The sequence below is a fragment of the Streptomyces sp. NPDC096013 genome (genome assembly GCF_044763565.1).
In the GTDB taxonomy this organism is placed as follows: Bacteria; Actinomycetota; Actinomycetes; order Streptomycetales; family Streptomycetaceae; genus Streptomyces.
Map to the genome: position 1 here is coordinate 334,071 of NZ_JBIWGK010000003.1, position 18,960 is coordinate 353,030.

16 protein-coding genes and 1 tRNA gene are annotated in these 18,960 nt (G+C 70.5%); 4 read left to right on the forward strand and 13 right to left on the reverse strand.

What is annotated here, in order from left to right:
• Window positions 1-161 precede the first annotated feature (161 nt).
• Window positions 162-3,416, forward strand: a complete 3,255-nt coding sequence (locus tag ACIRB1_RS13020) for a S41 family peptidase (protein WP_403465574.1) — start codon at window positions 162-164, stop codon at window positions 3,414-3,416.
• 132 nt (window positions 3,417-3,548) lie between these two features.
• Here the strand turns inward: ACIRB1_RS13020 and ACIRB1_RS13025 are convergent, their stop codons facing one another.
• The 4 genes from ACIRB1_RS13025 to ACIRB1_RS13040 form a co-directional block, all read right to left on the reverse strand.
• Window positions 3,549-3,728 carry a hypothetical protein gene (locus ACIRB1_RS13025; protein WP_403465575.1) on the reverse strand — a complete coding sequence of 60 codons (180 nt, stop codon included), beginning with the start codon at window positions 3,726-3,728 and terminating at the stop codon, window positions 3,549-3,551.
• A gap of 97 nt (window positions 3,729-3,825) precedes the next feature.
• Window positions 3,826-4,710, reverse strand: a complete 885-nt coding sequence (locus ACIRB1_RS13030; protein WP_352181829.1) for an SDR family oxidoreductase — start codon at window positions 4,708-4,710, stop codon at window positions 3,826-3,828.
• On the reverse strand, window positions 4,707-5,645 hold the full coding sequence (locus ACIRB1_RS13035) for an alpha/beta fold hydrolase (protein WP_403465576.1): 939 nt from the start codon (window positions 5,643-5,645) through the stop codon (window positions 4,707-4,709). Before ACIRB1_RS13035 ends, ACIRB1_RS13030 begins: the two co-directional genes overlap by 4 nt.
• Window positions 5,642-7,156 (reverse strand): flavin-containing monooxygenase, encoded by a 1,515-nt coding sequence (locus ACIRB1_RS13040; RefSeq protein ID WP_403465577.1) that lies wholly within the window; start codon window positions 7,154-7,156, stop codon window positions 5,642-5,644. The genes ACIRB1_RS13035 and ACIRB1_RS13040 overlap by 4 nt, the downstream gene beginning before the upstream one ends.
• Window positions 7,157-7,354: 198 nt before the next feature.
• Between ACIRB1_RS13040 and ACIRB1_RS13045 the strand changes: the two genes are divergently transcribed.
• Window positions 7,355-7,987 (forward strand): MerR family transcriptional regulator, encoded by a 633-nt coding sequence (locus ACIRB1_RS13045; RefSeq protein WP_403465785.1) that lies wholly within the window; start codon window positions 7,355-7,357, stop codon window positions 7,985-7,987.
• Window positions 7,988-8,024: 37 nt separating this feature from the next.
• Here the strand turns inward: ACIRB1_RS13045 and ACIRB1_RS13050 are convergent, their stop codons facing one another.
• Window positions 8,025-8,828 (reverse strand): exodeoxyribonuclease III, encoded by an 804-nt coding sequence (locus ACIRB1_RS13050; RefSeq protein ID WP_352181832.1) that lies wholly within the window; start codon window positions 8,826-8,828, stop codon window positions 8,025-8,027.
• 103 nt (window positions 8,829-8,931) lie between these two features.
• Here ACIRB1_RS13050 and ACIRB1_RS13055 point away from each other — a divergent pair, with 103 nt between their 5' ends.
• Window positions 8,932-9,408, forward strand: a complete 477-nt coding sequence (locus ACIRB1_RS13055; RefSeq protein ID WP_352181833.1) for a GNAT family N-acetyltransferase — start codon at window positions 8,932-8,934, stop codon at window positions 9,406-9,408.
• A 254-nt stretch (window positions 9,409-9,662) separates the two neighbouring features.
• Here ACIRB1_RS13055 and ACIRB1_RS13060 read toward each other — a convergent pair.
• The 7 genes from ACIRB1_RS13060 to galU all read right to left on the reverse strand — a co-directional run bounded on the left by ACIRB1_RS13060 (window position 9,663) and on the right by galU (window position 15,316).
• A tRNA-Ala gene (locus ACIRB1_RS13060) sits at window positions 9,663-9,736 on the reverse strand.
• Between the two features lie 61 nt (window positions 9,737-9,797).
• Window positions 9,798-11,141: a gephyrin-like molybdotransferase receptor GlpR gene (gene glpR, locus ACIRB1_RS13065; RefSeq protein WP_403465578.1), complete on the reverse strand. Its 1,344-nt coding sequence runs from the start codon at window positions 11,139-11,141 to the stop codon at window positions 9,798-9,800.
• A 207-nt stretch (window positions 11,142-11,348) separates the two neighbouring features.
• A complete protein-coding gene (locus tag ACIRB1_RS13070; protein ID WP_352181835.1) occupies window positions 11,349-11,963 on the reverse strand; it encodes a GNAT family protein in 615 nt (204 codons plus the stop codon).
• A 20-nt stretch (window positions 11,964-11,983) separates the two neighbouring features.
• Complete coding sequence (locus tag ACIRB1_RS13075) at window positions 11,984-12,514, reverse strand: MogA/MoaB family molybdenum cofactor biosynthesis protein (RefSeq protein ID WP_352181836.1); 531 nt, start codon at window positions 12,512-12,514, stop codon at window positions 11,984-11,986.
• Complete coding sequence (gene moaC / locus ACIRB1_RS13080) at window positions 12,511-13,023, reverse strand: cyclic pyranopterin monophosphate synthase MoaC (protein ID WP_403465580.1); 513 nt, start codon at window positions 13,021-13,023, stop codon at window positions 12,511-12,513. The genes ACIRB1_RS13075 and moaC overlap by 4 nt, the downstream gene beginning before the upstream one ends.
• Window positions 13,024-13,085: 62 nt before the next feature.
• On the reverse strand, window positions 13,086-14,408 hold the full coding sequence (glp, locus tag ACIRB1_RS13085; RefSeq protein ID WP_352181838.1) for a gephyrin-like molybdotransferase Glp: 1,323 nt from the start codon (window positions 14,406-14,408) through the stop codon (window positions 13,086-13,088).
• Between the two features lie 5 nt (window positions 14,409-14,413).
• A complete protein-coding gene (gene galU, locus ACIRB1_RS13090) occupies window positions 14,414-15,316 on the reverse strand; it encodes a UTP--glucose-1-phosphate uridylyltransferase GalU (RefSeq protein ID WP_352181839.1) in 903 nt (300 codons plus the stop codon).
• Window positions 15,317-15,448: 132 nt separating this feature from the next.
• Between galU and ACIRB1_RS13095 the strand changes: the two genes are divergently transcribed.
• Window positions 15,449-16,027, forward strand: coding sequence for a 5-formyltetrahydrofolate cyclo-ligase (locus ACIRB1_RS13095; RefSeq protein WP_403465581.1), 579 nt, complete (start codon window positions 15,449-15,451; stop codon window positions 16,025-16,027).
• Window positions 16,028-16,080: 53 nt separating this feature from the next.
• Here ACIRB1_RS13095 and ACIRB1_RS13100 read toward each other — a convergent pair whose 3' ends face one another.
• Window positions 16,081-18,831: a penicillin acylase family protein gene (locus ACIRB1_RS13100; RefSeq protein WP_403465582.1), complete on the reverse strand. Its 2,751-nt coding sequence runs from the start codon at window positions 18,829-18,831 to the stop codon at window positions 16,081-16,083.
• Window positions 18,832-18,960: the final 129 nt, after the last annotated feature.

Consider the following 18,960-nt stretch of genomic DNA (forward strand, 5'->3'; position numbering starts at 1 on the left):
CTCACCTCTCCGGGTCCGAACGAGACGGTTTCGTACCTACCTCGTAGTCACGAATGTAGCGCACTCCACAACGAAACGAAACCGTTTCGTACGTGTGCTGGGTCACCCCCAGGGATTTTTCACAAGTTGCTCCGGTCCGTCCCCCGGAAAAGCATAGGGACGTGAGCTATCTGCGCCTGCCGCACCTCAGTGGCGACCTCCTGAGCTTCGTGGCCGAGGACGACCTCTGGCTGGCCCCCCTCGACGGCAGGGGCCGCGCCTGGCGCCTCACCGTCGACCGCACCAAGGTCGGCCACCCACGCTTCTCGCCCGACGGCCGCCACATCGCCTACACGAGCTGGCGCAGCCTGGTCCCGGAGATCCATCTCGCGCCGGTCGAGGGCGGCCCCGGCCGCCGCCTCACGTACTGGGGCAGCGCCGACACCCAGGTCTGCGGCTGGACCCCCGACGGCGACATCCTCGCGGTGGCCTCGCACGGCGAACCGTTCTCCTATTTCACCTGGGCCCACAAGGTCCCCACCGACGGCGACCCCGGCGGCCGGCTCCCCTGGGGCCCGGTCGCCGACATCCAGCTCGCCGACATCGACGGCGAACACCAGACCCTGCTCCTCACCGGCACCCCGCCCCACGAACCGGCCGCCTGGAAGCGCTACCGCGGCGGCGCGATGGGCCGCCTCTGGCTGCACGGCCGCCGCCTCCTCGCCGACCTCGAAGGCCATCTGCACTCCCCGATGTTCGTCGACGGCCGTATCGCCTTCCTCTCCGACCACGAGGGCGTCGGCAACCTCTACTCCTGCTCCTACGACGGCTCCGACCTGCGCCGCCACACCGACCACGACGCCTTCTACGCCCGGCACGCGGCGAGCGACGGCAGCCGCGTCGTGTACCAGTGCGCCGGCGACCTGTGGATCGTCGACGACCTGTCCCCCACGTCGACCCCGCGCAAGCTGGACGTGCGGTTGAGCGGGCCGCGCGCCGGGCGCCGTACGTACCAAGTCCCCGCCGCCCAGCACGTCGACGGCATCTCGGTCGACGAGACGGGCCGCGCGAGCGCCGTCGTCGTCCGCGGCAGCCTGTACTGGCTGACCCACCGCGACGGCCCCGCCCGCACCATCACCGACACCCCGGGCGTCCGCGTCCGCCTCCCCGAGATGCTCGGCTCCGGCGGCCAGGTCGCCTACGTCACGGACGCGGAGGGCGAGGACGCGATCGAGATCGCCTACCTCCCCCGCGCCACCGGCGACCGCGAGCCCCGCCGACTCGCCTCCGGCGAGGTGGGCCGCGTACTGGAGCTGGTGTCGGACACGGCGGGCGAACGCCTCGCGATCGCCGCGCACGACGGCCGGCTCCTGCTCCTGGACGCGACGGAGGACTCTGGGGGCACCTCCCGGACGGAGTCTGGGGGAGGCGAAGTGACGGAGCTGATCCGCTCGATCAACGGGCCCGTCCGCGACCTCGCCTTCTCTCCCGACGGCAGCTGGCTGACCTGGTCCCACCCGGGCATCGGACGCAGCCTCCGCCAGATCAAGATGGCCCGCATGAAGGACCGTCTGATCGTCGACGTCACCAACGGCCGCTTCGAGGACGAGAACCCGGTCTTCACCAGGGACGGCCGCTACCTCGCCTTCCTCTCCTGGCGCGGCTTCGACCCTGTCTACGACGTCCACACCGGCGACCTGTCCTTCCCGCTCGGCTGCCGCCCCTACCTCGTCCCGCTCTCCTCGGCCACGCCCTCCCCCTTCGCGCTGACCCCGGAGGGCCGCCCGGCCGCCGGTGGCCTGGACGCGGCGGAGGACGACGAGGGCGCGGACGGCACGGTGACGGTGGAGGTGGAGGGCCTGGAGAGCAGGGTCACGCCGTTCCCGGTCGCGGCCTCCAAGTACTCGGCGCTGTACCCGGTTTCGGGCGGCGGCCTGGTCTGGCTGCGCTGGCCGATCTCCGGCGCGCTGGGCGAGACCTTCGCCAACCCGGACGACACCAGCGGCCGCCCGACCCTCGAGTACTTCAACATCAGCAAGGCGAAGAAGTCCGAACTCGTGGATCACCTGGACTGGTTCGCGGTGAGCGGCGACGGCTCCCGGCTGGTCGTGGTCGACGAGGACGAACTGCGCGCGGTCCCCTCGACGGAGTCAGGCGACAGCGACTCCACGGTCTGGATCGACCTCCGCCGCATCCTCCACGAGGTGGACCCGCCCGCCGAATGGCGCCAGTCGTACGAGGAGGCGGGCCGTCTGATCCGCGCGTACTACTGGGACCCGCAGATGTGCGGCATCGACTGGACCGGGGTCCTGGACCAGTACCGCCCGCTGGTCGACCGGGTCGCCTCCCCCGACGACTTCGCGGACCTGCTCCGGGAAGTCCTGGGCGAGTTGGGCACCTCGCACGCCTACGTCACCCCGTCCCGCCGCAACGAGGGCCCGCCCCACTACCAGCGCCGCCAGGGCCTGCTGGGCGCCAACTTCGTGCGCAGGGACGGCGGTTGGATGGTGGCCCGCATCCTCCCCGGTGAGTCCTCGGACTCCAAGGCCCGCTCACCGCTGGCCGGCACCGGCATCCGGGAGGGCGCGATCCTGACCCATGTCGACGGCCGCCCGGTGGACGAACTGACCGGCCCGTACCCCCTGTTGGCGGCCGCGGGCGGCACCACGGTGGAGCTGACCTTCACCCCGGCGGAAGGCGAGGGCAGGGCACGCCGAGTCGCCGTGGTCCCGCTGATCGACGAACGCCCCCTGCGCTACCAGGACTGGGTGGCCAAACGCCGGGCCGTGGTACGGGAGTTGAGCGGCGGCCACTGCGGCTACCTCCACATCCCCGACATGGGCGGCTCCGGCTGGGCCCAGTTCAACCGCGACCTGCGCCTGGAGGTCTCCCGCCCCGCCCTGATCGTCGACGTACGCGGCAACGCGGGCGGCCACATCAGCGAGCTGGTGGTGGAGAAACTGACCCGCACGATCCTCGGCTGGGACCTCACCCGCAACGCCCAACCGGTGTCCTACGCCTCGAACGCGCCCCGGGGCCCGGTGGTCGCCCTGGCCGACGAGGCGACGTCCTCGGACGGCGACATGATCACGGCGGCGTTCAAGCTGCTCAAACTCGGCCCGGTGGTGGGCCAGCGCACCTGGGGCGGAGTGGTCGGCATGACCGGCCGCCACGAACTCGGCGACGGCACGGTGATCACGGTCCCCATGAACGCGGCCTGGTTCGACGCATACGGCTGGTCGGTGGAGAACCGGGGCGTCACCCCGGACCTGGAGATCCTCCGCACCCCCCTGGACTGGGCGGAGGGCCGCCACGCCCAACTCGACGACGCCATCAAGCTGGCCCTCGACCTCCTGGCCATCCACCCCCCGGCAACCCCGCCGGACCACAGCGACGTCCCGAACCGCTCCCGCCCAAAACTCCCCCCACGCTCTTGAGACACGGGGGAAGGGTGACGTCTTAAGGGGCGCGGGGAACTGCGCGCCCAGCCCCCACCGGACCCGCACCCGACAACGCACCGTGGGGCGCCCTCAACCACAGGGCGCCCCACGCGATCAGGCTACGAGCAGTTACGCGTCGTAGTCCTGGTCCATCTCCCGGTCCATACGCTCGCGCGCACCCTGACCGTGACGCTGAACGTCCTCTTCCCGCTGCTGCCCCCGGTCCCGCGCCTGGTCCTTACCCTGGTCCATACGCTCCTTCGCCTTGTCGGCGAGGTCCTTGGCCTTGTCCTGGAACTGGTCCTTCATACCCATGTGGGTTCACTCCCGTGCAGGTGGGGGATTCATGACCCCGTCGTTGGGGCCTCATCCAGATTCACACGCCCGGTGACCCCCCGCATCTCGATCAGTCACGCTGAGTAGCCCGAGCCGCGTCGTCCGCCGCCCCGCCCGCCCCGACGAGCCCCGACCGCATCCCGTCCAGCCGCGCCCCGAACCGCCGCATCTCCCGCTGGCCCACGGACCCGATGACCCCGGGCAGATACCCCCGCACGCCCTGCATCCCGCGCAGCCACCACTGCCCGTACACATGGCTGGACCGCCGCTCGATCCCGGCGACGATCCGGTCCACGGCCGGCCCCAGCGGATATGTCTTGTTCGCCGGCCACGGCAACCGCGACCTCAACTCCCGCATGACGTCGTCCTGGTCGGCCCCGCGCACCATGTCCGTGTCGGTCCACGACAGATACCCGACCCCGACCCGCACGCCCTTGTACCCGACCTCGGCCCGCAGACTGTGCGCGTACGCCTCGACGCCGGACTTGGACGCGCAGTACGCGGTCATCATCGGCGCCGGAGTGATCGCGGCCAGCGAGGCGATCTGCAGCAGATACCCCCGGCTCTCCACCAGGACGGGCAGAAACGCCCGCGCGGTCACCGCGGACCCGATCAGATTGACCTCGATCACCCGCCGCCAGGCGACCGGATCGGAGTCGAGGAACGGCCCCCCGCTGGCGACGCCCGCGTTGGCGACGACTATGTCGACCTTCCCGAACCGCTCCTTGACCTCGGCCGCGACCCGCGCCATCGCCTCGTGGTCCGTGACGTCGGCGTACCAGTGAGCGCTGTCGGTGTGCAGCCGTTCGGAGACCTGCTTCAGCTCGTCCGCCTCCAGCCCGACGAGCGCCACCTTGGCTCCGCGCGCGGAGAGTTTGCGGGCGAGCAGCTCGCCGACACCCCGCGCGGCCCCGGTCACGACCGCGACCTGTCCCTCAAGACTCACCCTGCTCATGCGCCCTCCTTGACCTGATCGCCCTGACTGAACCGCGCGTACGTGGCGGCCAGTTCACGGATCTTCGCGCTCACCAGCCCGGGCGCCTCGACGGGCGTCATATGGCCGAGCCCCGGAAGTTCGGTCACGCCGACGCACTGCGGCAGCGCGGCGACCAGCCCCCGCGCGTGCACCGGCGGTGTCATCCGGTCCGCCGTCCCGACGACGACGGCCGTCGGCACCGTCAACTCCCGTACGCCGTGCTCGAGATCGAGCGAGTCGAGGACCTCCGACCACGCGTGCCGCACACCCCGCGGACACGCGTGCACGATCCGCGCGCACGCCTCGACCATGTCGGGTGCCGAACCGGCGCCCATCGTGGCGTACTTGAGGACCCGCCGCGCGGTCGGCGTGACCGGCCCGAGCGGCGCCCGCGACCCGAGCACCTTCCGGGTCAGCCAGCTCCGCACCCGCCCGGCCCGCAACGGCACCACGAGCGACTCGTCCACCAGCCGCGAACTCCCCGTGCTGCACAGCAGAACGGCCACCACATGCTCCCTGAACCGCGCCCGCGAAGCAGCCGCCAGCACCGCCATCCCACCCATGGAATGCCCGGCGACCACCGCCTTCTCCCCGCCCCGAAGCGTCTTCTCCAGTACGGCGTCCAGGTCGTCGGCGAGCGCGTCGGTGCTGTGCGCGAGGGACGCGGGACTGCGCCCGTGGCCCCGCTGGTCGTAGGCGACGACCCGGTGGTCGACCGCCAACTCCCTTATCTGCGCGGCCCAGAACGCGGTGGAACAGGTCCAGCCGTGCGCGAGGACGACGGTGGGCACGCCCTCCTCGGGTCCGTGCACCTCGACGTGCAGCCGGGAGCCGTCGGCCGAGGTGACGGTCAACTCCCGTACGGGAGTGGGCGGGGCGTACACCCCGGTGCTGACATGCATGAGCCTGCTCACGCGCTGGCCACCTCCGTCTCAGCGGCCTCCGCCGACCGGGTCCGCGCCCGGACGACCTCGTACTCGGTGAGGTCCACTCGCCGGGTCGCCTTGCGGAACTCGGCCGTCGTACCGGGCCAGATGGTGGTGTTGCGGCCGCTCGCGTCGAGATACCAGCTGGTGCAGCCGCCGGTGTTCCACACGGTCCGCTTCAGGCGTTCCTGCACCCACCGGTTCCAGGCGCCGACGGCGCTCGGGCGGGCGTCGAGAGCGACCTGTCCGCCCAGGACGTCCAACTGCCGTATGTAGTCGGCGAGATAGTTCAGCTGGGACTCGATCATCAGGATCATGGAGGACGTGCCCAGGCCGGTGTTGGGCCCGATGACCGTCATCCAGTTCGGGAACCCGGCCGCGGAGGTCCCGCGCAGCGCCTGCATACCGCCCTGCCAGGCCTCGGCCAGCGTCCGCCCGTCCACGCCGACAACGCGTTCGGCGATCGGCATGTCCGTGACGTGGAAGCCCGTACCGAAGACGATCGCGTCGACCTCGGCCGTGGTGCCGTCGGCCGCGACGACCGTCGAACCCCGGATCTCGCTCAGCCCGCTGGCCACGACGTCGACATTGGGGCGGGCGAGCGCCGGGTAGTAGGCGCTGGAGAGCAGGATGCGTTTGCAGCCGATGCGGTAGTCGGGGGTGAGCTTGGCGCGCAGCGCCGGGTCCTTGATGGCGCGGGCCATGTTCCGCTTGGCCAGCCGCTCCACCAGGGCGAGCTGGTCGGGCCGCTTGGTGAACGCCTGGGTCTGCAACTCCCTTATGCCCCACAGCAGTCCGCGCCGGGCCTGGGTGGTGAAGGGCAGCGCGCGGTGCAGGGCGCGCTCGGCGCCGCTGATCTCACGGTCGACGCGGGGCATCACCCAGGGCGGGGTGCGCTGGAAGAGGGTGAGCCGCCCCACCTCGGGCTGGATCGCGGGCACGATCTGGATCGCGGAGGCCCCGGTGCCGACCACGGCGACCCGCTTGCCCCGCAGGTCGTAGTCGTGGTCCCAGCGCGCCGAGTGGAAGACCTCACCGGGGAAGGTGTCGAGCCCCGGCACGTCCGGGACCTTGGGGTCGGAGAGCGGCCCGGTCGCGGAGACGACGAGGTCGGCGGAGTACGAACCACTGGTGGTCTCGATGTCCCACCGCAACCGCTCCGCGTCCCACGTCATCATCTTCACCTCGCTGTTGAAGCGGAGGTGCGGCCGGAGCCGGAACACGTCCGTGACGTGCTCCAGGTAGGCGCGGATGTGCCCCTGCCCGGAGAACGTGCGCGGCCACTCGGCGTTCGGCGCGAAGGAGAACGAGTACAGATGGGACGGTACGTCGCAGGCGCAGCCGGGATAGCTGTTGTCCCGCCAGGTCCCGCCCACGCTGTCGGCGCGCTCCAGGACGACGAAGTCGGTGACGCCCTCGCGCCGCAGCCGCACCGCGGCTCCCAGCCCGCCGAACCCGGACCCGATCACCGCCACCCGCACATGCTCGTGTTCGGTCATCCCGTGCCCTTCCATACGACCAAGCGACCGCGCCAGTGAACACTGGCGCAATCGGAGCGTAGAGCAGCTCCTTACCGATGGGTAGGGGTCGGGGCGAGGGCATTTGAATCAACGGCCGCCCACGCGCGCCCCCGGGCCACGACGTAGGGTGCGGGCGTGGCGGAGAAGGCGGAGCAGACGGAGAAGCGCGAGTACCGCATGGAGGAACTGGCCGCGAAGGCCGGCATCACCGTGCGCACCCTGCGCTTCTACCGCGAGCGCAAACTCATCCACCCACCGCGCCGCGAGGGCCGTATCGCCTGGTACGACGAGACACACCTGGCCCGTCTGCGCACCATCTCGGCGCTCCTGGAACGCGGCCACACCCTCAACGGCATCGCCGAACTCGCCGAGGCCTTCGACCACGGCCGCAACGTCGGCGAGCTGCTCGGCGTCGGCGCCCCCACCGAGGAGACCCCGGTCCGGCTCACCCCGGAGGCCCTCGCCGACTACTTCGGCGACCAGGCCACCCCGGAGAACTTCGCCGCCTCACTCGAACTCGGCTACCTCGGCACCGACGGCAGCGAGATCGTCCACATCAGCCGCCGCCTCCTGGACGTCACGGCCGCACTGGTCCGCGAGGGCATCCCCCTCGCCGACGTCCTCGCCGCGGGCCGCCGTGTCCGCGAGCACACCGACGCCCTCGCCGAACTCTTCACCGGCCTGGTCATCTCCGGCGGCCGCACCCCGGACGACCTGCAACGACTGCGCCCCCTCGCGAAGAGCGTCGTCGAGGCGGAACTGTCGATGGCCATGGACCGCCGACTCCGCCAGGCCGATCAGGGGTCGTAGACCACCTATCAGACGATCCAGGGCCGTAGACCACCGGTCAGAGGTCGTAGACCACCGTCACCGGCGCGTGGTCCGACCACCGCTCGCCATGGGTGGCCGCACGCTCGACAAAGCCCTTGACCGCCTTCGCCGCGAGCCCCGGCGTCGACACGTGGTAGTCGATGCGCCAGCCGCTGTCGTTGTCGAACGCCCGCCCCCGGTAGGACCACCAGGTGTACGGCCCCTCGACATCGGGATGCAGCCCGCGCACGACGTCCACGTACCCGCCGTCCCCGGCGTCGAAGACGGTGCCCAGCCACTCCCTCTCCTCCGGCAGGAACCCGGAACTCTTCTGGTTGGCCCGCCAGTTCTTGAGGTCCGCGGGGTGGTGGGCGATGTTCCAGTCACCGCAGACGACGACCTCACGCCCGTCGGCCGCGGACCGCTCCCGCAGTCCCTTCAGATAGGCGAGGAACTCGCCCATGAACCGCACCTTCTCGTCCTGCCGCCCGGTACCGACCTCACCGGAGGGCAGATAGAGGCTCGCGACCGTGACACCGGGCAGGTCGACCTCGACGTAACGACCGCTCCCGTCGAACTCGGCCGACCCGAACCCCACCTGGACCCGGTCCGGCTCACGCCGGCTGTAGAGGGAGACGCCCGCACGGCCCTTGGCGGCGGCCGGGGCATGCACGACGTGCCAGCCCTCGGGGGCGCGGACGTGTTCCGGCAGCTGCTGCGGCTCGGCCCGCACCTCCTGAAGACAGAGCACATCGGCGGAGGTCTCCGCGAGCCACTCCACGAAGCCCTTCTTCGCGGCGGCCCGCAGTCCGTTCACATTGGCAGAGGTCACAGTGAGCACCCGGGCACAATACCGGCACACTGGACGGAGTCCGGATCCACCCTGCGCGGACCTTCAGAGTCCTCCGCAGACCCTCCCTACGCATAGAAGTACGATATCTGGCATGAATATACGCCCCGTCCCGTTCGACCACCCCGACGCCGTGAAGCTGGACGACCAGGTCCAGGCGGAATACCACGCCCGCTACGGCGACGGCGGCGACGCCACCACCCTGGACCCGGCGGACTTCACCCCACCGAACGGCGTGTACCTGATCGCGTACGACGAGAACGACTCCCCCGTCGCCACCGGCGGCTGGCGCACCCAGGACGCCAACGACGAGGGCAACGAGGACGGCGACGCCGAACTCAAGCGCATGTACGTGATCGAGCAGGCCCGCGGCCTGGGCCTCGCCCGCCGCATGCTGGCCACCCTGGAGGAGAACGCCCGCGCCGCCGGCCGCACCCGCATGGTCCTGGAAACCGGCACCAAGCAGCCGGAGGCCATCGCCCTCTACACCTCCAGCGGCTACGAGCCCTGCGCGAAGTTCGGCTACTACCGCTTCCACGCGGACAGCCGGTGTTTCGCGAAGAAGCTTTGAGCGGTTTTGCGGCGGGGGCGGGGTCCGGCGGGCGGGTCAGTGCCGCCGGGCGGGTGATGACGCGGCCGGGGGTGCGTCCTCCGGGCCGCCCGGCGCCCGCCCCGCCCATCGGCGGTGGTTCGCCTCGCCGCCGAATGACCCCAACTCGGCTGCGGGCGACGGCCCCCGGAAACGACGAAGATCCCGCCCGATCATGAAGATCGTACGGGATCTCGTCAACTACCCCTGAGCGAACTCAAGAACAGTCATTGCGGTGGACCTGTGGGGATTTGAACCCCAGACCCCCTCGATGCGAACGAGGTGCGCTACCAGACTGCGCCACAGGCCCTTGCAACGAGTGAAACTCTAGCATCCCCGTCAGGGTGCTTGGAAATCCGTTCCTTGCCTGGTCACTCGTTGGCCGCGCGGGGCCGTTCGCCGTCCTCGTACTGATCGAACAGCGGGGTGCGGCCCCGCTCGCGGGCACGGCGGGCGGAGGCTGCGCGGCGGGCGTCGGTACGGCCGTCCCCCGTCGTCCTGTCGTCCGACGCGTCCTCCGCGTCCTCGTCCTGAACGTCGTGGGCGCGCTGGGCGTCGCGATCGTCCCGCGCACCCGACTGCGCCTCCTGCTCCGGCGCCACGGAACTGGACCGGGCCGAACTCCACGCGTCCGGCGCCCCGAGGTCCACGTCGGACGTGGCGCGCGGTGCGACCGGCGCGGTGACGTACGTCGGCAGCGGGACCGGTACCGGGTCCCAGCTGTCGCCCTGCCCCGGCCGGCGCTGCCGCTCGCGCTGCTGGTCGACCCACTCGGCGTGGTCGGTCTGCTCGACGAGGGCGCGACGGTCGGCGGCGAGCGCGGACAGCCCGGGGTCGGTCTCCGGTTCCGGGCCCTCCTCGGCGTCGTCGAGTGAGGCGTCCACGGACGCACGCCGACGCGGCTGGCGTTCCCGCAGTCGCTGCGCGGCGACCTCGGCCCTGCGCCGGTCCATCTGGTAGGCGAACCGGCGGCGTTCCTGGGTGCGCAGGTAGGCGATGTATCCGCTGAGCAGTACCGCCGGCACTCCGGGCGCCCAGAGCAGGGCGAGCCCGCCGACCGCCGCGACGATCGCGCCGAGCGTGAAGGCGAGGAAGAGCATCACCGTGGTACGTCTGCGGCGCGCGAGCACCTTCACACGCCGGGCGCGCGCTGCCGCGGCCTCCTCGGCGGGGCTGCGTCGCGCGACCGGCACGCGCTTGCGCGCGGACGCGGAGGGGGACTTGGGCGCCTTGGCGGAGGCGGAGGCGGGGGCTTGCTGGGGTGCCGACTTGGGCGCCTGGTCGCGTGCCGGTTCGCGGACCGGCACGTGCTCGGACTCGCGCGCCGCCTCCCGCGCCGCCGCGCGCTCGGATTCGCGGACCGCTCCGCGTTCCGGTTCGCGCGCCGCTTCCGGCCGTTCCTGGCTCTGCTGGCGGACGGGTGCGTGCACCTGGGGACGGACCGGGGGCATGGCGAAGGCCCGGACGTCCACCGAGTCGGTGACGGCGTCCGAGGCGTCGGCGCTGGGCTCCCCCTCCTCGGCGGAGCGCGCCCGCAGGTCCTTGGCGTACCGGCGCTCCATTCCCGCCCGTCCGGACAGCAGCCGGATGGCGGTGCTGAAGCGTTCCGTCGGACGGGCCTCGTTCAGCTCGTCCTGCCTACGGAGCCACATCGGCACCAAGTAGGCGGCCCAGGCCCCGACAATGACTGCGTAGATGAGGCCGCTGCTGCTCACGCCTCACACGGTAGAGGGGTTTGCGTGAGGCCATCTGCCAATTGAGCCGGTGTGTCGCACGATCTGGCTGATATTTCGAGCTTTTTTTGTGACCGATGCGATCAACAGGCCGCCTGGTTGGCGAATTCATTGCCCTTAGACGGTCATCCGTCGATCACTTTCGAACACTTATTCCATTTCCGGAGTCCCGGACTTCCGCCCTCCGGGCTATGCGGGATTGTCGTGCGGGGTACTCCGGGAGCGTGCCCGCTGCCAGCGGCTCAGCAACCCCTCGGGCACCTCTTCCGCGGTGAGCGCGAAGACGAGGTGGTCGCGCCAGGCGCCGTCGATGTGGAGATAACGGGGCCTGAGCCCCTCCTCACGGAATCCGAGTTTCTCGACGACCCGGCGGCTGGGAGCGTTCTCCGGGCGAATGCAGACCTCGATGCGGTGCAGTCCCACGGCCCGGAAACAGTGGTCGACGACGAGTGCCACGGACGTCGGCATCACTCCGCGCCCGGCCACCGACTCGTCCACCCAGTAACCGATGTGGCCCGAACACATGGAACCCCAGGTGATCCCGGCGACCGTCAACTGCCCGACCAGGCGCCCCTGGTATTCGATGACGAACGGCAGCATCCGGCCCGAGTTCGCCTCGGAACGCAGATGCCGGACCATCTGCCGGTATGTCGGCCGGTGCGCGATCGGCCCGCTGGGGGTGGGCGGCGGAATCGTCGCCTCCCAGGGGCGCAGCCAGTCCCGGTTGCGCCGGTTGACCTCGCGCCAGGACCGCTGGTCGCGCAGTTTTATCGGCCTCAGGACGATGTCGCCGTCCACCAGCACGGCAGGCCAGGATGGGCTGTTCAGCTCGCACCCCCACTGGTGTCGGCGGGTCTGGGGTGATCGCCGCCGCGGATCTGGTCGACGGCGTGCGCCAGCAGCGGCTCCAGGACGGCGAGACCGTCCCTCACCCCGCCGGTGGACCCCGGAAGGTTGACGATCAGTGTGTGCCCGGCGACGCCGGCGAGCCCCCGGGAGAGTGCCGCGGTCGGCACCTTCTCGCGTCCGAACGCCCGGATGGCCTCGGCGATGCCCGGCACCTCGTAGTCGATGACCGCGCGGGTCGCCTCCGGGGTGCGGTCGGTGGGCGAGACGCCGGTGCCGCCGGTGGTGACGACGGCGTCGTAACCGGCCGCTACGGCGGCTCTCAGCGCGGCCTCCACGGGGTCGCCGTCGGGCACCACCCGCGGCCCCTCGACCGCGAAGCCGAAGCTCCTGAGGCCGTCGGCGACCAGCGGGCCGCCCTTGTCCTCGTAGACACCGGTGGCGGCCCGGTTGGAGGCCGTGACCACCAGGGCGCGGTACGGCGCGGGCACGGTGTCGCCGGGCGTCATGTCCGGCTCCAGTCGCCCGACTTGCCGCCCGTCTTCTCCTCCACGCGCACGTCCGTGATGACCGCTCCCTTGTCGACCGCCTTGACCATGTCGATCACGGTGAGCGCGGCGACGGAGACCGCGGTGAGCGCCTCCATCTCGACGCCTGTGCGGTCCGTCGTCTTCACGGTGGCCCGGATGCGTACGGCGTCGTCCGCGACCGACAGATCCAGTTTCACACCCGCCACCGACAACGGGTGGCAGAGCGGGATCAGGTCCGGGGTGCGTTTGGCGCCCATGATCCCGGCGATGCGCGCGGTGGCGAGGGCGTCGCCCTTGGGGACCCCCTCGCCGCGCAGCAGTTCGACCACGCGGGGCGAGACGAGGACGCGTCCGGTGGCGGTGGCGGTGCGCGCGGTCACGTCCTTGCCGGACACGTCGACCATGCGGGCGGCGCCCGCGTCGTCGATGTGCGTCAGTCGGTCGTGCGCGAGGGGTCCGGGGGTGCTCCCCCGGAAAGGCTCAGTCATGCTGTGTGGCGCTCCCGGTCCGGGCGTGTTGTGCGCGACACGGTACCGCCAACGAGCGGTACTCAGCCGAGCAGGACCACGTCGACCTCGGTGCCGGGCTCCACGGACTCGACGTCCTCGGGGACGACGATCAGCGCGTCGGCGAGTGCCAGGGCCGCCACGAGGTGCGATCCGGCGCCCCCCACGGGGGTGACCGCGCCGTCCGCGTACGTCCCGCGCAGGAACTGCCGGCGCCCCTTCGGGGAGGTCAGTGCCTTGTCCGCGGTAAGCGTGGCCCGGGTCCTCGGACGGTGCACGTCGTCCAGGCCCATGAGGGTGCGGATCGCGGGGCGGACGAACAGCTCGAAGGAGACGTACGACGAGACCGGGTTGCCGGGGAGGGCCAGCAGCGGGGTGTGGTCGGGGCCGATGGAGCCGAAGCCCTGGGGTTTGCCGGGCTGCATGGCGAGCTTGCGGAAGTCGATCCCGGCGCCCTCCTCGTCCTCGTCCCCTACGGAGGACAGCGCCTCCTTGACGACGTCGTACGCCCCGACGCTCACGCCGCCGGTGGTGACCATGAGGTCGGCGCGGACGAGCTGGTCCTCGATGGTGGAGCGGAGGGTCTCGGCGTCGTCGGCGACGGCGCCCACCCGGTAGGCGATGGCTCCGGCGTCGCGGGCGGCGGCGGTGAGGGCGAAGCTGTTCGAGTCGTAGATCTGGCCGTTGCCCAACTGCTCGTCGGGCTGGACGAGTTCGCTGCCGGTGGACATGACGACCACGCGCGGGCGGGGGCGTACGCGGACCGTGCCGCGGCCGATCGCGGCGAGGAGGGCGATCTGCGGGGGGCCGAGGACGGTGCCGGCCTCCAGGGCGCGGTCGCCCGCCTTCACGTCGCTACCCAGCGCGCGTACGTGCGCGCGTGCCTCGGCCGAGCGGTACACGTGCACATGGCCGCCGGCACCCTCGGGGGACTGGCTGCGGGCCCGCATGCCGGTGACCGGGCCCTCGCCCAGGCCTCCGTCGGTCCACTCCACGGGGACGACGGCCTCGGCGCCGGGCGGGAGGGGGGCGCCGGTCATGATGCGGGCGGTCTCGCCGGGGCCCACATGGAGGGACTCGGCCTGGCCTGCCGCGACGTCGCCGATGACCGTCAGGACGGCCGGGTACTCCTCGCTCGCGCCCGCCACGTCCGTGACCCGCACCGCGTACCCGTCCATCGAGCTGTTGTCGAAGGGCGGGAGCGAGACCGGCACCATGATGTCCTCGACCAGGACGCAGCCCTGGGCGTCGAGCAGTTGCAGCTCGATGGGGTCCAGGGGGCGGACGGTCGCGAGGATGTCCTCCAGGTGCTCGTCCACCGTCCAGAGGTGGTCGGGTCCTGTGGTGCGGGTCGCGGCGGTGCTCAACGTTGCTACATCTCCTCGGCTACGTAACTGCGAAGCCAGGCCCGGAAGTCCGGCCCCAGGTCTTCACGTTCGCACGCGAGTCTGACAATGGCACGCAGATAGTCGCCCCGGTCTCCGGTGTCATAGCGGCGGCCCTTGAAGACGACGCCGTGCACCGGGCCGCCGACCTTCTCGTCGGTGGCGAGCTGCTGGAGGGCGTCGGTGAGCTGGATCTCACCGCCGCGGCCCGGCTCGGTCTTGCGCAGTATGTCGAAGATGTGCGGGTCGAGGACGTAGCGGCCGATGATCGCGTAGTTCGACGGGGCGTCGGCCGCGTCGGGCTTCTCGACCAGGCCGGTCACCTTGACGACGTCGTCGTCCGCGGTGGCCTCGACGGCCGCGGAGCCGTAGAGGTGGATCTGCTCGGGTGCGACCTCCATGAGGGCGACGACGCTGCCGCCGTGCAGCTCCTGGACCTCGACCATGCGCGCGAGGAGGGGGTCGCGGGGGTCGATCAGGTCATCCCCGAGGAGGACGGCGAAGGGCTCGTGACCGACGTGCGGGGCGGCGCACAGGACGGCGTGGCCGAGGCCCTTGGGGTCGCCCTGGCGGACGTAGTGCATGGTCGCGAGGTCGCTGGACTCCTGGACCTTGGCGAGCCGGCCCGCGTCGCCCTTCTTCTGGAGGGCGGATTCGAGCTCGTAGTTGCGGTCGAAGTGGTCCTCAAGAGGGCGCTTGTTGCGTCCGGTGATCATGAGGACGTCGTCGAGCCCCGCCGACACGGCCTCTTCGACCACGTACTGGATCGCGGGCTTGTCCACGACCGGCAGCATCTCCTTGGGAGTTGCTTTCGTGGCCGGCAGGAACCTGGTGCCGAGACCGGCTGCGGGAATGACAGCCTTGCTGATCCTGGGGTGCGACTGAGTCATGCCCGAACCTTATCCGGTGCGTTTGTGCGGAATCTGTGGCACCGGTTGAAACATTCTCATATGAGCACATTAGGAAGGGTACGGGTGAAACCTGTGCGTCACCTAGGACCTGAAGCCGAGCCTGACAAGCGAATGTTGCGACGAGAGTTCCTCGCGATGAGGAACAGGTTGACGGTCGATGACGTGCGGGGGGCGGGCGACGCGCTCGCGGACCGCGCCCTGGAACTGCCGGAGTTGGCGGACGCGCGCACGGTGGCGGCGTACGTCTCCGTCGGGGCCGAGCCCGGAACGCTCGCGCTCCTGGACGCACTCCGCGCGCGGGACGTCCGCGTCCTGCTGCCGGTGCTGCTCCCGGACAACGACCTGGACTGGGGCGCCTACGAGGGCGAGGGCTCGCTCGCGCGGGTCCAGCACGGCGGAAAGATGGCCCTGTTCGAGCCCTCCGGTGAGCGGCTCGGACCGGACGCCGTGACGGCCGCCGACGTCGTCCTGCTGCCCGGTCTGGCGGTCGACGGGCGCGGGATGCGTCTGGGACGCGGCGGGGGGTCGTACGACCGCGTGCTGGCGCGGCTGGAGCGGGCGGGCGCGCATCCCGCGCTGGTGGTGCTGCTGTACGACTCCGAGGTCGTCGGGCGCGTCCCCGCGGAGGCGCACGACCGGCCGGTGCGGGCGGTGGTGACGCCTTCGGGTGTGCGGCGGTTCACCGCGTAACTGAAAGGGCCCTCCACGCACGCGTGGAGGGCCCTTTCAGTTCGTTCAACGATTCACGGCTTAAGCACCAGGCTGTCGCTCGTGCTGTCGTCGACCGCCTTGGACGAGAACGACCAGGGCAGCAGTTCACCGTTGACCCACTTGCTGGTCTGGTCGGTGTAGTGCGCGCTGTAGGCGTGTCCGGAGGCTCCGGTGAGGTTGATCCACTTGGACTTGTCGAAGTTGTCCAGGTTGACCACCATGCGCATCGACGGCACCCAGACGACTCCGTAGCCGCCGGCCGCGTTCCAGCCGGTCGCGTTGACCGTGGCCTCTCCGCCGCTGAGCTTCCAGGGGCCGCGGTTGAGGATGTACTGGACGATGCCGGGGCCGTCGGTGCCCAGGGTCTGGTTCTTCAGGAACAGGCGGTGCAGCCGTCCCCAGCTCCAGGTGTCGATGTCCTTGCCGAGCTTGGCGGTCAGCTCCCAGCGGGCGTCGATCATGGCGCGCTCGAAGAGCTGGTTCATGTTGGCCGCCGCCGGGCGGTTGCCCGACTTGGGGGTCTTCCACCAGTCGTTGGTGGGGTCGTCCATGAGCTTGCGGACGACCTCGAACCAGCGGTCGCCGCCGTCCGGCTGCGCCTCGTCGGCATCGCGCTCGCCGCACTCGCGGACCTTCTGGTCGGCCTCGTCGGCGGGCCCGGTGGTGTCGACCGGCGTGACGAACAGGCACTGGCCCTTGACCCGCAGCTCCTTGGGGAGCTTGTTGCCGAAGGCGAGCTTGAGGATGTTGCGCCAGACCGAGTTGAAGTAGGCGGCCGCCGCCGAGTCGGCGTCCTGGGTGTAGTCCCAGCCCTCCAGGAGCTTCTGCGCCTGGCGGACGTCCGGGTCGTCGATGTCGAGCTTCAGCAGCTTGGGCACGATCAGCTTGGCGATCTCGCTGCTGTCGTCGAGCTGCATCTGCCGCATGTCGTCGGTGGAGATCTTGCCGCCGCCGTCGATCTTCGACTGGATCAGATCGGTGATGCGCTGGCTGCGGGTGCCGTAGCCCCAGTCCGTGGTGAGCGTGTAGGGGTACTTGTCCTTGTCGATCACGGCCTGGTTGGCGGTGACGATGTAGCCGCGCTTCGGGTTGTACTCGTACGGCAGGGCGGCCTGCGGGATGTAGCCGGTCCAGTCGTAGCTGGGGTCCCAGCCGGGCACCGGCAGCGAGCCGTCGCCCTTCCCGCGCGTGGGGATCTTGCCGGGCAGCGTGTAGCCGATGTTGTTCTTGGTGTCGGCGTAGACGAGGTTCTGGGAGGGCACGTCGAACTTCGTGGAGGCCGCGCGGAACTCGGTCCAGTTCGACGCCTTGTCGATGGCGAAGACGGCGTCCATGGTGGTGCCCGGGTCCTCGGCGGTCCAGCGCAGGGCGATGCCGTAGCCGTCGCCTCTGTCCGGTGCCGCGGTGTCGACAGTGGCCTTCTTGCCGACCTTCACGAGTTCGTCGTCGCGGTCGGACAGCAGCGGGCCGTTGTTGGTCTCCCGGATGACGATCTCCTTGGACGCGCCGCCGGCGACCTTGATGGTCTCCGTGCGGGTCGTGAAGGGCTTCGTCTTGCCGTCGTACAGGTAGCCGTCCCCGGAGAGCTTCTCCAGGTAGAGGTCGGTGGTGTCGACCCCGGAGTTGGTCATGCCCCAGGCGATGTCCTGGTTGTGGCCGATGACGACGCCCGGCATGCCCGCGAAGGTGTAGCCGGAGACGTCGTACTGGCACTTGCTGGAGACTGCGCGGCAGTGCAGGCCCATCTGGTACCACACCGACGGCAGCGAGGCCTCCAGGTGTGGATCGTTGGCCAGGAGGGGCTTGCCGGTGATGGTGTTCTTGCCGGCGACGACCCAGGAGTTGGAGCCGATGCCCTGGCCGTTCACGCCGACGGCCGTCGGGAGGTCCTCCAGGACGCCCGAGAGGCCCGAGAGCTGGCTCGTGAGGGCCGAACCCGACGAGGACGACGTCGAGCCCGTCGTGCCGCCCGTGGACGTGCTGGTGGAGCTGTCACCGCCGCCGAAGGTCTTGGTGTACTCGTCGTACTCGCCCTCGGTGACGATCGGCTGGTTGCGGCTGTAGGGGTACTCCGGGTACAGGTCCGCGATCTGCTGGGGGCCGAGGCGGGTGGTCATCAGGGCGCGGTCGATCTCGTCCTGCATGTTGCCGCGCAGGTCCCAGGCCATCGCCTTGAGCCACGCGATCGAGTCGACCGGGGTCCACTTCTGCGGCTGGTAGCTGTTCTCGAACCCGAGGGCCGCGTACTCCAGGGAGATGTCCTTGCCGTCTTTGCCCTTGAGGTAGGCGTTGACTCCCTTGGCGTAGGCCTGGAGGTACTTCTTCGTGGAGGCCGACAGCGTGGTGTCGTACTCCTTCTGGGCCACCCGGTCCCAGCCCAGGGTGCGCAGGAACTCGTCGTTCTTGACCTGGCCCTTGCCGAACATCTCGGAGAGCCGGCCGGAGGTCATGTGCCGGCGCACGTCCATCTCGTAGAACCGGTCCTGCGCCTGGACGTAGCCCTGGGCCATGAACAGGTCCGCGTCGGAGGACGCGTAGATCTGCGGGATGCCGTAGCTGTCGCGCTTCACGTCGACGGGTCCGGACAGGCCGTCGAGGGTGATCGATCCCGTGGTCTGCGGAAGGGACGCGCGGACCGTGCTGATCGACCAGTACGCGCCGTAGGCGATGCCCCCGATGATGGCCAATACCAGAACAAGCACCAGTAGACGGGCTTTGCGCCCCTTTTTCCTGCCGGACTTGCCGGGCTTATGACCCGATGAGGCGGTGGTGTTGGGGGGCATCGCTGTCCTTGCTGTCCTAACGCGAGCGGCAGGGCGGGCTGTGCTTTTGACTGAGCGCTGGAGCAACCATAGGCGCAGGGTCCCGGGCGACTTGACGCGGAGTCGGGTACCGACGCGGACGGGCGTTCG